Consider the following 13895-nt stretch of genomic DNA (forward strand, 5'->3'; position numbering starts at 1 on the left):
AAGCTAAGACCCACAGCGCCGATGGTACTGCACCCGGGAGGGTGTGGGAGAGTAGGTCACCGCCGGACACACATTAATGGTCGAGGCCCCAACCAGCACATGGTTGGGGCTTCCCACATTTAACAAGCCCAGGACCTGGACGGCTACCCCGGGTAAACCTGCCAGAAGCAGTGCACCTTCCGCCGAGGGCTGAAAACGGCCCTGAGAATCGGTGATTAACCTCAAAAAGTCGCGGAAACACGCGGAATTTGCGGACCAGAAGCGCCCAAGCTGGTAAGTTTTCGGACAGTGGCTTGTACGCATGCCGCGTGCAGGCTTCAGAATCAAAATCGTCCAGGAGGACATAAATGGCTAAGAACCGTAGTGAACTTGTTGCAGAGGTAGCAGGCAAGGCCGGCACCAGCCAGGCTGCCGTCAACTCCGTCCTCGACGCACTGTTCGAGGTTTTCGAGACTTCTGTCGCCGCGGGCGAGAAGATCACCATCCCGGGCTGGCTCGCCGTGGAGCGCACCGACCGTGCAGCCCGCACCGGCCGCAACCCGCAGACCGGCGAAACCATCCAGATTGCAGCAGGCCACAGCGTCAAGCTGACCGCCGGCTCCAAGCTGAAGGCTGCAGTCTCCAAGAAGTAAGGCTTGTCCCTTCCGGCACTCAGCCGGCTGGAACAAGGAGCGGCAACCCCCTGGGTTGCCGCTCCTTCGCTTTAACAGCCCACTGGCATTTACTCCCGGATTCGCGGCCCGGGCAGGCGTAGCGGACAATGGAATGGTGTCTTCTGCCGCAAAACCACGTTCCACCGCGCCCCAGTCCGATCCTGGCAAGGGAGCTGCGGTCCGGGACGCCGGAAGCCGGGGGATCCCCGTGCCCTGGCAGCTTGCAGGCCTGGCAGCACTCTTCCTGGGCCTCGCAGCGGCGCTGCTGCTCTCCGGTGCTGCAGCGGCCCGCAGCGTGTCCGACCCCGGCGCCTTGGTGCGCTGGGGCCTGCCCGTCAGCAAGGCCGTCCATAACGTCTCCCTGGCGACGGTCGTCGGTGGCCTGATCTTCGCCGTCGGCATTCTTCCCAAAGGCCTCAACGCCCGCGGCCGCGACCGGGACGCGCAAGGGAACGATGCACCCGAACATCCCGCCTTTACCCGCGTCCTGGCTGTGGCCGCCGTCGCCGGTGCCGTGTGGACCCTGTCCGCCATCGCAGTCCTGGTGCTCACCTACGCCGACGTTGCGGGGCAGGGGCTGTCCGGTGACCCGGCGTTCACCCAGGCCCTGGTGTATTTCATGACGGACATCGAAACGGGCCGGGCCTGGCTTGCCGTCATCATCATCGCCGCAGTGGTGACCACGGCGCTGTTCGGCGTCAGGTCCCTGGGCGGCCTGGCCCTGACCCTCATCCTGGCCCTCATCGGCCTGGTCCCCACGGCCCTGATCGGCCACTCGTCGAGCTCCTCGGACCACGAGGGCGCCATCAACTCGCTCGGCCTGCACCTGGTGGGCGTGAGCACCTGGGTGGGAGGCATCATCATCCTGGCCCTGCTGTCCGGGATCCTCACCGGGACCAAGGCCGGGGCAGTCACGGACATCACCGAACCCACGCTCCGGCGGTTCTCCGCCCTGGCCGGGTTTGCATTCGTGCTGGTCTTCGCCTCGGGCATCATCAACGCCAGCATCCGCGTCACCAGCTGGTCTGATCTCTTCGGCTCCGCCTATGGCCAGCTGATCCTGGCCAAAAGCGCAGCTGCGGTGGTGCTGGGCGGCATCGGCTTCATGCACCGGCAGTGGGTCATCCCGCAGCTGGGCCGCAAGGGCTCCACCCTGTCCTCGCGGCGCGTCCTCTGGCAGCTGGTGCTGGCCGAGCTGCTGATCATGGGCGCCACCTCCGGCATTGCCGTGGCGCTGGGCCGCTCCGCCCCGCCGCAGCCCAGCGAACCGGCGCCCAATGCCTCGCCCGCCTTCATCCTCAGCGGCTATGACCTGCCGCCGGAGCTGACGCCCGAACGCTGGTTGACTGAATGGCGCCTGGACTGGCTCTGGGTTGGCGTGGCCCTCTTCGGCCTGGTGACCTACTTCCTGGGCGTGGCCAAGGTCCGCCGCCGCGGCGACTCCTGGCAGTGGTTCCGGTCCCTGAACTGGGTCATCGGCCTGCTGGTCCTGACCTACATCACGTCCGGGCCGCCGTCGGTCTATGGCCGCGTCCTGTTCTCCGCGCACATGGTGGACCACATGGCCCTGACCATGGTGGCCCCGATCTTCCTGGTGCTGGGCGCCCCGGTGACCCTTGCCCTGCGTGCGCTGCCCGCCCGCGGCGACGGCTCACGCGGCACGCGGGAATGGCTCCTGGTCTTCGTGCACTCGAAGTTCTCGCAGCTGGTCACCCACCCGCTGTTCGCGGCCGCGAACTTCGCCGGCTCGATCGTGCTGTTCTACTACTCGGACCTGTTCGGCTTCGCCATGCGCGAGCATGTGGGCCACGAACTGATGAACCTGCACTTCCTGCTCACCGGATACATCTTCGTGCTGAGCATGATCGGCACCGACCCCCTGCCGCTCCGTGCGCCGTACCCCATGCGGCTGCTCCTGCTGCTGGCCACCATGGGCTTCCACGCTTTCTTCGGCGTCTCCATCATGGGCGGCACGGGGCTGCTGGCTGCGGATTACTTTGGCAACCTTGGCCGCGCCTGGGGACCGTCGGCCCTGGTTGACCAGCAGACCGGCGGCGCGGTGGCCTGGGGCATCGGCGAGGTGCCAACACTGCTGGTGGCGATCGGCGTCGCCATCATGTGGTCCAGGTCAGACCAGCGGGAGACCAAACGGGTGGACCGCGCGGCGGACAGGAATAATGACGCCGATCTGACCGCTTACAACGATATGTTTGCCAAATTGGCCGAACGCGACGCCAAGCTGGCTGAACGCAACAAGCTGGAAGGACGCTGATGAGCGAAACCGTACGCACGCATGCCCGGGTCCGGGCCTCCGAACTGGTGGGCCGCAACTGGTTGAACACCGGCGGGAAGACCCTGGACCTCGAGGCCCTGCGCGGCAAGATCGTGCTGCTCGATTTCTGGACCTTCTGCTGCATCAACTGCCTGCACGTCCTGGATGAGCTTCGGCCGCTGGAAGAGCAGTACTCGGACGTCCTGGTGACGGTGGGGGTCCACTCGCCCAAGTTCGAGCACGAGGCCGATCCGGTGGCGCTGGCCGCAGCCGTGGAGCGCTACGAGATCCACCACCCCGTGCTGGACGATCCGGAGCTGGACACCTGGAAGGCCTACACCGCCCGCGCCTGGCCCACCCTGGTGGTCATCGACCCCGAGGGCTACATCGTGGCCCACCTCTCCGGTGAGGGCCACGCGGACGGGCTCGCCGTGCTGATCCCCGAGCTCATCGCCGAACACGAGGCCAAGGGCACCCTGCACCGCGGCTCCGGCCCGTACGTGGCCCCCGAGGCGACCTCCGGCACCCTCCGCTTCCCCGGCAAGGCCTTGTTCCTGCCGGCGGGACGCGGTTCCACGGCATTGGCTGGAACGTCCGACGACGGCTCTTCCGCAGGTGCCACGGCCGGCGGCGCCGCGGACAAGGGTTCCTGGCTGGTCACCGACACCGGCCACCACCGCCTGGTGGAACTGGGCACCGATTTCCAGACCGTCCTGGCTACCTTCGGTTCCGGTGTCAAGGGCTATGCCGACGGGCCTGCCGCAGGGGACACCGCCAGTGCCCAGTTCAACGAGCCCCAGGGCCTGGTCCTGCTCCCGGAAGATGTGGCAGCCAAGGCGGGTTACGACGTCGTCATTGCCGACTCCGTCAACCACCGCCTCCGCGGACTCTCGCTCACGGACGGAAAGGCCTCCACCCTGGCCGGCAACGGCATCCAGCGCCTGCTGGAGACCGGTCCGGCGCGTGTGGACGAGGAAGGCGCCGGGTTCAGCGGCTCCCTGGGCAGCGATCCGCTGGAGGTTGCCCTGAGCTCGCCGTGGGACGTGGTGTGGTCGCGCAAGCTGAACGCGGTGGTGGTGGCCATGGCCGGCACCCACCAGATTTTCAGCTTCGATCCCATTACGGGCGCCGTGGCCATCATTGCCGGCAACGGGCTCGAAGGCCTGCTCGACGGGCCCGCCCATGAGGCCTGGTTCGCGCAGTCGTCCGGCCTGGCCGAGGACGCCGACGGCAACATCTGGGCTGCGGACTCCGAAACCTCCGCCCTGCGCAAGCTGGTCATTGCCGATGACGGCACCATCACCGTGGAATCCGCGGTGGGCAAAGGCCTGTTCGACTTCGGCTTCCGCGACGGCCCCGCGGCAGAAGCACGCCTGCAGCACCCGCTGGGAGTAACCGTTCTCCCCGACGGCTCGGTGGCGATCGCGGATACCTACAACGGGGCAGTGCGCCGCTACGATCCCGCATCGGGCACCGTGTCCACGCTGGCCCGCGGCCTCGCAGAACCCTCCGACGTGATCGTGGATCATACACAGTCAGCCGGTTCGGAGCCCCTGCTGGTGGTGGTGGAGGCGAATAAGCACCAGCTGGTGTACGTTCCCATTCCCAAGGAAGCACAGCAGGTGGATGAGGGCGCGTCCCAGACCCACCGGCCCAAGAGCCCCGTGGCTCCCGGACCGCTGGACCTGACCGTCCGCTTCACCGCGCCCACCGGGCAGAAGCTCGACGACCGCTGGGGCGACCCCACCCAGCTGAAGATCTCCTCCACCCCGCCGGAACTGCTGGTGTCCGGCGGCGGAACCTCCGTGGGACTGCTGCGCACCCTGGAGCTGTCCGCGGACGTTCCCGAGGGCGTGCTGCACATTACCGCCCGGGCCGCGGCCTGCGACGGCCCGGAGACCGAGGACGGCGAGATCCCGGACCACGCCGCCTGCCACCTGTACCAGCAGGACTGGGGCATCCCCGTGGTCCTGCAGGCCGACGGCGACACCGAACTGGTGTTGGACCTCCGCGGCATGGACTGACCCGCTCGGCCGCTGTGCTGAAAGGCTGTTCCTTGTGACCCTGCGTCACGGGGAGCAGCCTTTCGCGTTTCCGGTTTCATGGCAACCGCGGAATTCCGGGGTTTCCGGTATCCGAGGGCCCTGAAAGCGTGCTTGGCGTGACGCGGACCGAGTCCGTTGCTGTCCACATAGGCCTGGGGCAGGCTGTCGGCCACCTTCAGGAGCTGGGCAGCATGGCCGCATGGATGCCCTCAAAGCCCTGGAAGTCTGCGGTGGAGCCGCGCGGAGGCCAGCCCTGGCAAGGCTGGGAGTGGAGGACGCCGCGCTTCGGCGGGCGGTAAGGGCCGGGGTGCTGCAACCGGACCGAGGGCTTTATGCGCTTCCGACGGCGCCTCCGGACTTGGTTGCCGTGCTGCGGAACCGGGAGCTGCTGACGTGTTCCAGCGCTGCGGCTGCCTACAGCCTTTGGTCGCTGCCCTCGGACGGAAGGCGCCACGTTTATCACCGCCGGCAAGACGCTGTGTGTGGCGACGCCGTCCACCACAGCGGACTTCTCCTGCCGCCGTCCCGGCTTCAGCCTGTGGCCGCTCTGGCAGATGTGCTGATCCACGCACTGCGATGCCTGTCCTTTGCGGAATCGCTGGTCATGGTGGAGTGCGCCGTAACCCGGGGCGACATGACTGTGGATTTCCTGCGCCAGCGTTTACCGGGACATCGCAACGGAAGGGCCAGGGCCGTCCTGGACTGGGTGGACAGTGGGGCGGATTCGCTCCTCGAAACGCTGGCCCGCACGTACTTCCGGCAGGCAGGAATCCACGTGCAGGCGCAGGTGTACCTGGAACGGGTGGGGTATGTGGACCTGCTGCTGGACGGGTGGCTGGTGGTGGAACTGGACGGGAGGCATCACGCGGAGTGGAAACAGGTTCAAAAGGACCATCGTCGGAACAATGAGTCGGTCCTGCAGGGGTACACGGCACTCCGCTACTACTACACCGACGTGGTGTTCCGGCCGCAGGAGATGGTCGCGGAGGTGCTTGCCGTCCTGAAACGGCGGCGGTAACCAGCCGGCGGCGTCGCGCGGAGCAGGTTTTCACCTCGGTGGAGTTGCAGGAGCCCTGCAAAATCAAGGGCGGCGGCATGCACCAGGGCTGAAAGCGTGCTTGGCGTGACGCGGACTGACCGGAGGGGCTAGAAGCTGAGCATCGGGGTGACTTTGACGGTGTCCCCGGCGACGTCCAGGCGGGTGGTGAAGCTGAAGTCCACCTCCTGGTCCAGCGGGTACCAGGCCCCGGTGAACGAGTTCTGCTGGAGCGCCTCCACCTTGGCCTTGCCGTCCAGGGGTGCCACCACCCAGCGGCCGTCGAACGGCTCCACCGATACGCCGGGGTACTCGGTCACGGTCCACTTGATGCTGCCGTCCCGGACCCTGTTGTTGCTGGTGTAGTAGAAGGGGCAGTCGGGCTGGAGCTTCTGTTCCTTGACGGCTTCCGCCGCGCAGCTGTCCAGGAATTCACGGATCTTGGCTGCGACATCGTTCTTCAGCTTGTCCGTGGCCTGGGTCAGCAGGTTGAGCGGCGCCACCGGGGTGTCCTTGGAGGTGACGGTGGCCCGGCTGGCCGGTGCCGAGAAATACTGCCCGTCGAGGGATGCCTCGTACTCTCCGGGGTAGAACACGGCAAAGGAGTTGCGGCCGTTGGGCATGTTGACCGGGACGCCGTTGACGGTGGCCTCGCTGCTGTTGACCACGGTGATGTCAACCGTGGGCAGCCGGGACGGGACGAACGCCCAGGTGTTGAAAAACAGCCACTCGGTGCCGGTCTTCTGCAGCAGGAATTCCGTGTGCAGGCGGCTGCCGTCGATGGTGTACTCGAGGGGCACCATCACCTGGTTGTTCGGACGTTCCTGGGGGTCGCCGATGGCCACATTGGCAACGCGGGACGCTGACGTCTGCAACCCGGGGCCATCCAGCATGGCGGCGTTGCTGGGCGGAACGGCGGCCTTCAGGAGCCCCAGCGCACGCCCCCCGTCGCCGCTCTTCAGGGCATCCAGATACTCCCTGACGGGCTGCTGCGGGCTGGCCACGGTATTGTTCACCACATTGATGGCCACCACGGCTCCGGCGACGGCAAGCATGAGGCCCAGCAGCCATCCGGCCGCAATCCTCACCAACGCTTGACTCATCTGCACGTTCCTTACAGTAACGGCAGTGCGGACACACACTAAAGTTAGGGTCCCCCCTAATCTGCCGGGCGACGGCGGGTTAACGCCCGACGCCGGGCCGCCGGGACAGCGTCAACAGGAAACCTTGGGCAGGTCCCCGGGACACCCGGTGCAGGGCTGTGAGGTGCAGGGCAGGGAGCGGCAGGGCCGGGGTGTCAGGGTCGCGAACGGCAGGGCCGGGAGCGGCAGCCTCAGCGGCGGCGGCGCCGGGACGACGTGCCGAACACTCCGCGGAGCAGTTCGCGCCCCAGCTGCGTGCCCATGGACCGCGCCATGCTCTTGAGCCCGCCGCCCAGGGCACCCCCGAGTACGCCGCCGAGGTCACCCATCATGCCGCCGGGCTGTGCCTGCGGCTCCCGGGGCTGGCGCGTCCGGGGTGCCCGCGGGGCTTTTGCCCGGGGCTTGGATGCCGCCGGCTCGCTGTACTGGGGTTCAGAGTATTGGGGCCCACCGTACTGGGGTTCCGGATCCTGCGGCACCGGCACCTGCGGCGGCCTGCTGCTGGGCCGGCCCAGGATCTCCTCCTCGATCCGCCGGGCTTCGGCATCCACGTCGTACCCGCCGGACGCCTCGGATGCGGCGGCAGGAGACCCAGCCGCCGGACCAGTGGGTGCGGCGGCCTTGCCGGAAAGCTTCTCGTACGCTGACGGGTTGTCCACGGCGGTTCCGTACTTGCCCAGAAGCGCCGAACCGGCCACCGTGCTGCGGACCAGCGCCTCGTCGCTGGGGCCCATGAGGGACTCGGGAGCGCGGAGCCGGGTGAGGGCCACCGGCGTGGGCGCACCCTTTTCGTTCATGACGGTGATGACGGCCTCGCCGATGCCGGCGGACGTGAGCGTCTCTTCGAGGTCGTAGTCGCTGAGCGGGAACGTGGACACCGTGGCCTTGAGCGCCTTGGCGTCCTCGGGGGTAAATGCGCGCAGGGCGTGCTGCACCCGGTTGGCCAGCTGGCCTAGGACGTCGGCGGGGACATCCTTGGGCGTCTGGGTGACAAAGAAGATGCCCACGCCCTTGGACCGGATCAGCCGGACGGTGGTGGTGATCGCCTCGAGGAAGGCCTTGGACGCGCCGTTGAACAACAGGTGGGCCTCGTCCAGGAAGAACACCAGCTTGGGCTTGTCCAGGTCGCCCGCTTCGGGCAGGTCCTCGAACAAATCCGCCAGCAGCCACATCAGGAACGTGGAGAACAGCATGGGCTTGGTCTGCAGGGTGGGCAGCTCCAGGCAGGTGACCACGCCGCGCCCGTCCGGGGCGGTGCGCAGCAGTTCGGCAGTATCGAACTCCGGCTCGCCAAAGAACTTTTCCAGCCCCTGCGCTTCCAGAGTCACGATCTCCCGCAGGATCACGCCCGCGGTCGCTTTGGACAGGCCGCCGAGTTCCTCGAGCTGGTCCTTGCCTTCGTCCGAGGTGAGGAACTGGATGACGGCGCGGAGGTCCTTGAGGTCGATCAGCTCCAGGCCGTTCTTGTCCGCGAAGTAGAACACCAGCTGCAGACTCGATTCCTGCGTGTCGTTCAGCTCCATGATCCGCGAGAGCAGGATGGGCCCGAACGAGGTCACCGTGGCGCGCACCGGGACGCCGTTGCCGTCGCCGCCCAGCGCCAGGAACTCCACGGGGAAGGTCTTGCCCTGCCACGGTTGGCCGATGCTTTGCGTGCGCGCGGTGAGTTTGTCGCTGCCGGCGGCGGCAGTCGCCAGGCCGGAGAGGTCGCCTTTGATGTCGGCCAGGAAGACGGGGACGCCGGCGGTGGACAGCTGTTCGGCCATCATGTGCAGGGTGACGGTCTTGCCCGTACCCGTGGCACCGGCCACCAGCCCGTGCCGGTTCATCATGGCCAGCGGCAGCCGCACCGGCGCGTCCTTGTGGAGCTCGCCGTCGATGATGGCGGCCCCCAGCTCAATCGTGGGGCCTTCCAGCGTGTAGCCCTTCTGGATGGTGGCAAGCTTCTCTGCTGTGGTTTTGGTGGCCATGGCGCCAGCTTAGCGGCGGATGCCCCGGATGCGGCGGTGCCCGGGCGGTCAGTCCTTCGGCGCGGTGGCCAGTTGCTTGGTGAAGGCCAGCGGCCCGATGGTTTCGGGGTCGGCGTCCAGGTCGAACTGCGCCTCGTAGCCAGTGGTGAGGTAGAGGTGCCTGGCTTCGGGCTGCCGCGGGCCGGTGGTGAGGTACAGCCTGGTGTAGCCGCGGGCGGCAGCCAGGGCTTCCAGCTCGGCCAGCACCAGCCGGCCCAAACCACGACGGCGGTGGGCCGAGTGCGTCCAGATCCGCTTCAGTTCCGCGGTGGTGTCGTCATACCGGCGGAACGCGCCTCCCGCAATTGACTCACCATCCTCCTGGATGATCAGCAGGGCGCCGTGCGGTTCCTCGAATTCCGCTGCCGGGTATCGGTTCAGTTCCTCCGTGGCAGCGGAGCGTCCGAACAGGTCCCCGTAGCGGGTGTCGTATTCGACGGCGAGTTCGTCCAGGAGCGGCCGGACGCGCGGATCGTGCATGGGCAGGCTGAGGACGGCCAGCCTGGCAGGGTCAAGCGGCCTGGGACGAAGGTGGGGTTCTGCGGTCACTGGTCATTCCTTGTCACTGGTCGTTTATTGTTGCCGGTCAGTTCTTTCCGGCGGCGGCTGGTTCTGGAGTAATTGTGGCCCGGCCGGACAGGTCACGGACAGCAGGGTCTTGGGCAGTCAGGTCACGGGCAAGGCCGAGGATGGTCCGGGCCAGGGCATCGTTCTCCCGGAACGGCGCGGCGTTGGTGTTGGGCCGGGCGAAGGCGCCCGCGCCCCAACCGGAGGTTCCCGGGCCGATGCCAAAGAGGGTGCGCCGCGGTTTCCCGTCGGCTCCCACCAGCTGGTGCTGCGCGGAGACCAGGAGTTTCCCGGTGGAGTGGATGCCGTCGGAGGTCAGCAGCTGCTGCTCGCTGCCGAGGCCGCTCGCGTACAGCGAGGCAAGCACCGGGTTGAGCGAGCGGGCCACCGAGGTGGACGGCAGCCGGGCCTCGATCAGGGCCGTGGCCGTGACGGTCACCCCCGACTGCGCGGACGAGGCAACAAACAACCCGGTGGCGTCGTCGGCGGACACCTGCAGGCCCGGACCCAGGAACTGCAGCAGGCCCGCCCGGTGCAGTGCCAGCATCTGGCGGAGCCGGTGGGGCGGCGGACCGGAGTCCACGAAGCTGAAGAAGCCGTGCCACCCGCCGTGGATCATCTGCTGCGAGCGGGCGTTCAGCCGCTCCGGCGGAACCACCCGCCCCACCTCCATATAGACGTGCAGCAGGGCCAAAAACAGGGCAAGGGTCTCCGGGTGGTCCGGGCTGTCCCGCAGCGCCAGGTCATTCTCGATGTAATGAGCCACGGCTTCCTGCACGTCCCGGTGGCCCGCGAAGCGGCGGCCCTCGAAGGGACGGTCCAGCCGCTCCAGGTCCAGGTGCAGGCCGGAATCCGGGACGGCAGCGGCAACCAGGTCCGCACGCTCAGCGCTGTACCAGTCCAGTCCGGCGTAGGCTGCGGCAAACTCGTCCCAGCCCATGGCGGCGCGTTCCGGGCTTCCAGTCAGCAGCTCCCGGTAGTAGTAGTGGCCGGCTTCCTTGGCGATCAGTGGCCACAGGTGCCGGCGGAAGTCCAGCTCGCCGTGCTGCTGCAGCAAGGAGTCCACCGCGGCTTTCGTGAAGAACTGCAGCGGCCCGGGAGCCTGCCCGCGCAGCACCGCGGAGATCTTGGAGTGGTAGGGCACGCCCCGCCGCGACCCGGCCCACAGCACCGGTTCCCGTCCGGACGGAAGGTAGCGCAGCCCGCCGTCGTCCGTCTCCTGGAACCTGCCGCCGCGCCCTTCCATGAGGAGGACCAGCAGGTCAACGAACGCCAGGCCCATCCCCGCCACGATCACGTCCTGCCCGGGGGCAATGGGGGAGTAGTCGACGTCGTTGGTGTAGCTGGGTGCCGCGTGGTATCCGCCGTGCCGGGCGGCGAAGTCCGTGAAACCGGCGGAGACGGCGTCCGGGCGGGAGTCGGTGTGCCCTAGCGCGGTCACCACGATGCCCGCGTGCAGGCTGCGGCCGTTGGCCAGTTCCACCTGGTGGCCGCCGGCTGCCAGCTCAGTGATGCCGACGGTGGTGCTCCGGTGGACTGTGACGCTGCGCCCCAGGGACCTGGCCGTGCGGCGGAAGAACCACTCCAGGTACTGGCTCTGCAGCTGGCGGGTGGGAAAGGTGGTGCCGGTCAGGGCCCGCAGCTGGTCCCACAGCGGCTGCGGGAAGTCCGGTACGTCGATGATGGAGGCGTCCAGCACGCCGGCGGCCCACTCGGCCAGCCCCGGGCCGGGCGCGGCAGGACCTTCGCAGTCCACGGACGCGTCCGTGAACATGGTGATGTCCGCGGCCATCGAGTTCAGGAGGAGCCCCGGGTCCTGGTCGTACCGCCAGATGCGGCCCGACCCCGGGATGTGCGGCTCCACCACGTGGATCTGCAGCGGGCCGGCGAAGACCTCCGGCCGGTTGGCCGCAATCCGTTCCAGCACACCCGCCGTGCGCGGTCCGCCGCCGATGAAGACGATGGCCGGGATGGTGGCTGGCATGGGCTCTCCTGACGGGTGCTTGGGGTGCAGGGACGGTGCGGAAGCCGCCGTCGGAGTGCCCATGCTAGGCAGCCGTGACGACGGCGGTCGAGCGCATGGTCACGGCCGTTAACCGCGCGTCACAGCGGGTTAAAAGACGCAAAAAACCGACTCATGACGCCGTGCGAAGCCCCGTGAAGTATTGCAACCCGGCGCCTTGCTGGCCCGTTCCGGCCGGTCCTAGATTTGCAGCCAGCACCCGGGGCCAGCCGCCCCGACGCCGGGCAACCCGGCTCCAGTCCAGGAATGAGAAGTGAGGTGGCCCGTGAGTTCAGCAACCAGGGTGGCGCAGTCAAACCAGCAGCAACCTGCCCAGCCGCAATCGGAACAGGCGCTGCCGGAACAAGCCGCGGCAGTGCCGCCGGCAGCGCCACCGGACAAAACTGGTGTCTCCGCCCGGATCCCGGCGGATTACTCGTCCTACCGGGTGGTGGCAGCCAGGCATCCGTGGCGCTGGGTGGGGACGGCCGTCGTCGCGCTCGGTGTCCTTGCGGTGGCGTGGTCCCTGGCCACCAACCCGCGCTGGGAGTGGGGCGTGGTGGCGCAGTGGTTCACCGCCCAGTCCGTGGTCAACGGACTGGTGGAAACCCTGAAGCTGACTGCCATCTCGGGCGTCCTCGGGTTTGTGCTCGGCTTCATCCTGGCGCTGATGCGGCTCTCCGCGTCGCCGCTGCTGGTCTCGGTGTCCTGGACGTTCTCCTGGATCTTCCGGTCCACGCCTCTGCTGGTCCAGATGCTCCTTTGGTACAACCTGGGCTACCTCTACGAGAAAATCAGCCTGGGCATCCCCTTCACCGACGTCCGGTTCTTCGAGGTCCAGACCACCACACTGATCAGCCAGTTTGCGGCAGCAGTGCTGGGACTGACCCTGAACCAGGCCGCCTATTCGGCCGAGATCATCCGCGGCGGCATCCTGTCCGTGGACCAGGGCCAGCTGGAGGCGGCGGCCGCGCTGGGCATCCCCGCGTGGCGCCGCTCCACGAGGATCGTGCTGCCGCAGGCCATGCGGGCCATCCTGCCCACCGCGTTCAACGAGATCATCGGCCTGGTCAAGGGCACCTCGATTGTCTACGTCCTGGCCTACTCCGAGCTGTTCTACACGGTCCAGGTCATTTACAACCGCACCCAGCAGGTCCTGCCGCTGCTGCTGGTGGCCACGCTCTGGTACATCGTGATCACGTCCGTGCTGAGCGTCTTCCAGTACTACATCGAACGGCACTACTCCAAGGGCGCGGTGCGGAACCTGCCGCTGACGCCCCTGCAGAAGGCCCGCAAATTCTTCGCCACCCACGCGGCGGTCCCCAACCGGAGGAACTTCTGATGACTGAGACCCTTACCGCCCCTCCAGCCACCCGCGGCCTGGTGGAAATCACCGGCGTCCGCAAGTCGTTCGGCGCTACGGAAGTCCTCAAAGGCGTGAGTCTCACCGTCGAGCCGGGCGGGGTTGCCGTGATCGTGGGCCCCTCCGGCTCCGGCAAATCCACCCTGCTGCGCACCATCAACCACCTGGAAAAGGTGGACGGCGGGCACATCACCATCGACGGGCAGCTGGTGGGCTACGAAATCCGCGGCGACCGGCTGCACGAGCTGCGCGAAAAGGAGATCCTGAAGCAGCGCACCGAGATCGGCATGGTGTTCCAGAACTTCAACCTGTTCCCGCACCTCACCGCGCTGGAAAACGTGGCCGAAGCACCCGTCGTCGCCCATCAGCCTGGCAAGGCGCGCCGCTCCAAGGAGGAGGCCCGCCGCCGCGGCCTGGAACTCCTGGACCGCGTGGGGCTCAAGGACCGGGCGGACGCCTACCCGCGCCAGCTCTCCGGCGGCCAGCAGCAGCGCGTGGCCATCGCCCGCGCCCTGGCCCTGGACCCCAAGATCCTGCTGTTCGACGAACCCACCTCCGCCCTGGACCCCGAGCTGGTCAACGAGGTGCTGGACGTGATCCGCGAACTGGCAACGTCCGGCACCACGCTGATCATCGTCACGCACGAGATGGGCTTCGCCCGCGACGTGGCGGACACCGTGGTGTTCATGGACCAGGGCCAGATCGTGGAACGGGGCACCCCCAAGGACATTTTCAGCAACCCGCAGGAACCACGCACCCGGAGCTTCTTCTCCAAGGTGCTGGAACCGGCGTTCAACATCTAAGGA

General features: G+C 67.6%; 10 protein-coding genes. 6 read left to right on the forward strand and 4 right to left on the reverse strand.

Annotation, left to right across the window (positions count from 1 at the left end; translation table 11 throughout):
• Window positions 1-347 precede the first annotated feature (347 nt).
• From ACR65K_RS10190 to ACR65K_RS10205, 4 genes are all read left to right on the forward strand, one after another.
• Window positions 348-632 (forward strand): HU family DNA-binding protein, encoded by a 285-nt coding sequence (locus ACR65K_RS10190; protein WP_011693739.1) that lies wholly within the window; start codon window positions 348-350, stop codon window positions 630-632.
• A 133-nt stretch (window positions 633-765) separates the two neighbouring features.
• Window positions 766-2925, forward strand: coding sequence for a bifunctional copper resistance protein CopD/cytochrome c oxidase assembly protein (locus tag ACR65K_RS10195; protein ID WP_440152634.1), 2160 nt, complete (start codon window positions 766-768; stop codon window positions 2923-2925).
• Window positions 2925-4949, forward strand: a complete 2025-nt coding sequence (locus ACR65K_RS10200) for an NHL domain-containing thioredoxin family protein (RefSeq protein ID WP_440152636.1) — start codon at window positions 2925-2927, stop codon at window positions 4947-4949. The genes ACR65K_RS10195 and ACR65K_RS10200 overlap by 1 nt, the downstream gene beginning before the upstream one ends.
• A gap of 220 nt (window positions 4950-5169) precedes the next feature.
• Window positions 5170-5988 carry a DUF559 domain-containing protein gene (locus ACR65K_RS10205; RefSeq protein ID WP_440152638.1) on the forward strand — a complete coding sequence of 273 codons (819 nt, stop codon included), beginning with the start codon at window positions 5170-5172 and terminating at the stop codon, window positions 5986-5988.
• A 128-nt stretch (window positions 5989-6116) separates the two neighbouring features.
• Here the strand turns inward: ACR65K_RS10205 and ACR65K_RS10210 are convergent, their stop codons facing one another.
• The 4 genes from ACR65K_RS10210 to ACR65K_RS10225 form a co-directional block, all read right to left on the reverse strand.
• Window positions 6117-7109, reverse strand: coding sequence for a hypothetical protein (locus tag ACR65K_RS10210; protein WP_200946168.1), 993 nt, complete (start codon window positions 7107-7109; stop codon window positions 6117-6119).
• Window positions 7110-7339: 230 nt separating this feature from the next.
• Window positions 7340-9118, reverse strand: coding sequence for a helicase HerA-like domain-containing protein (locus tag ACR65K_RS10215; protein WP_440152639.1), 1779 nt, complete (start codon window positions 9116-9118; stop codon window positions 7340-7342).
• Window positions 9119-9166: 48 nt separating this feature from the next.
• Window positions 9167-9706, reverse strand: coding sequence for a GNAT family N-acetyltransferase (locus ACR65K_RS10220; RefSeq protein ID WP_440152641.1), 540 nt, complete (start codon window positions 9704-9706; stop codon window positions 9167-9169).
• Window positions 9707-9743: 37 nt separating this feature from the next.
• Window positions 9744-11708 carry an FAD/NAD(P)-binding protein gene (locus ACR65K_RS10225; protein WP_440152642.1) on the reverse strand — a complete coding sequence of 655 codons (1965 nt, stop codon included), beginning with the start codon at window positions 11706-11708 and terminating at the stop codon, window positions 9744-9746.
• Window positions 11709-12102: 394 nt separating this feature from the next.
• On the opposite strand from ACR65K_RS10225, the gene ACR65K_RS10230 reads away from it, so the two are divergent.
• Together ACR65K_RS10230 and ACR65K_RS10235 are read left to right on the forward strand one after the other, a co-directional pair.
• Window positions 12103-13068, forward strand: a complete 966-nt coding sequence (locus ACR65K_RS10230; RefSeq protein ID WP_056331621.1) for an amino acid ABC transporter permease — start codon at window positions 12103-12105, stop codon at window positions 13066-13068.
• Complete coding sequence (locus tag ACR65K_RS10235) at window positions 13068-13892, forward strand: amino acid ABC transporter ATP-binding protein (RefSeq protein WP_440152644.1); 825 nt, start codon at window positions 13068-13070, stop codon at window positions 13890-13892. The genes ACR65K_RS10230 and ACR65K_RS10235 overlap by 1 nt, the downstream gene beginning before the upstream one ends.
• Window positions 13893-13895: the final 3 nt, after the last annotated feature.

This window comes from Arthrobacter sp. SAFR-179, from assembly GCF_059414945.1.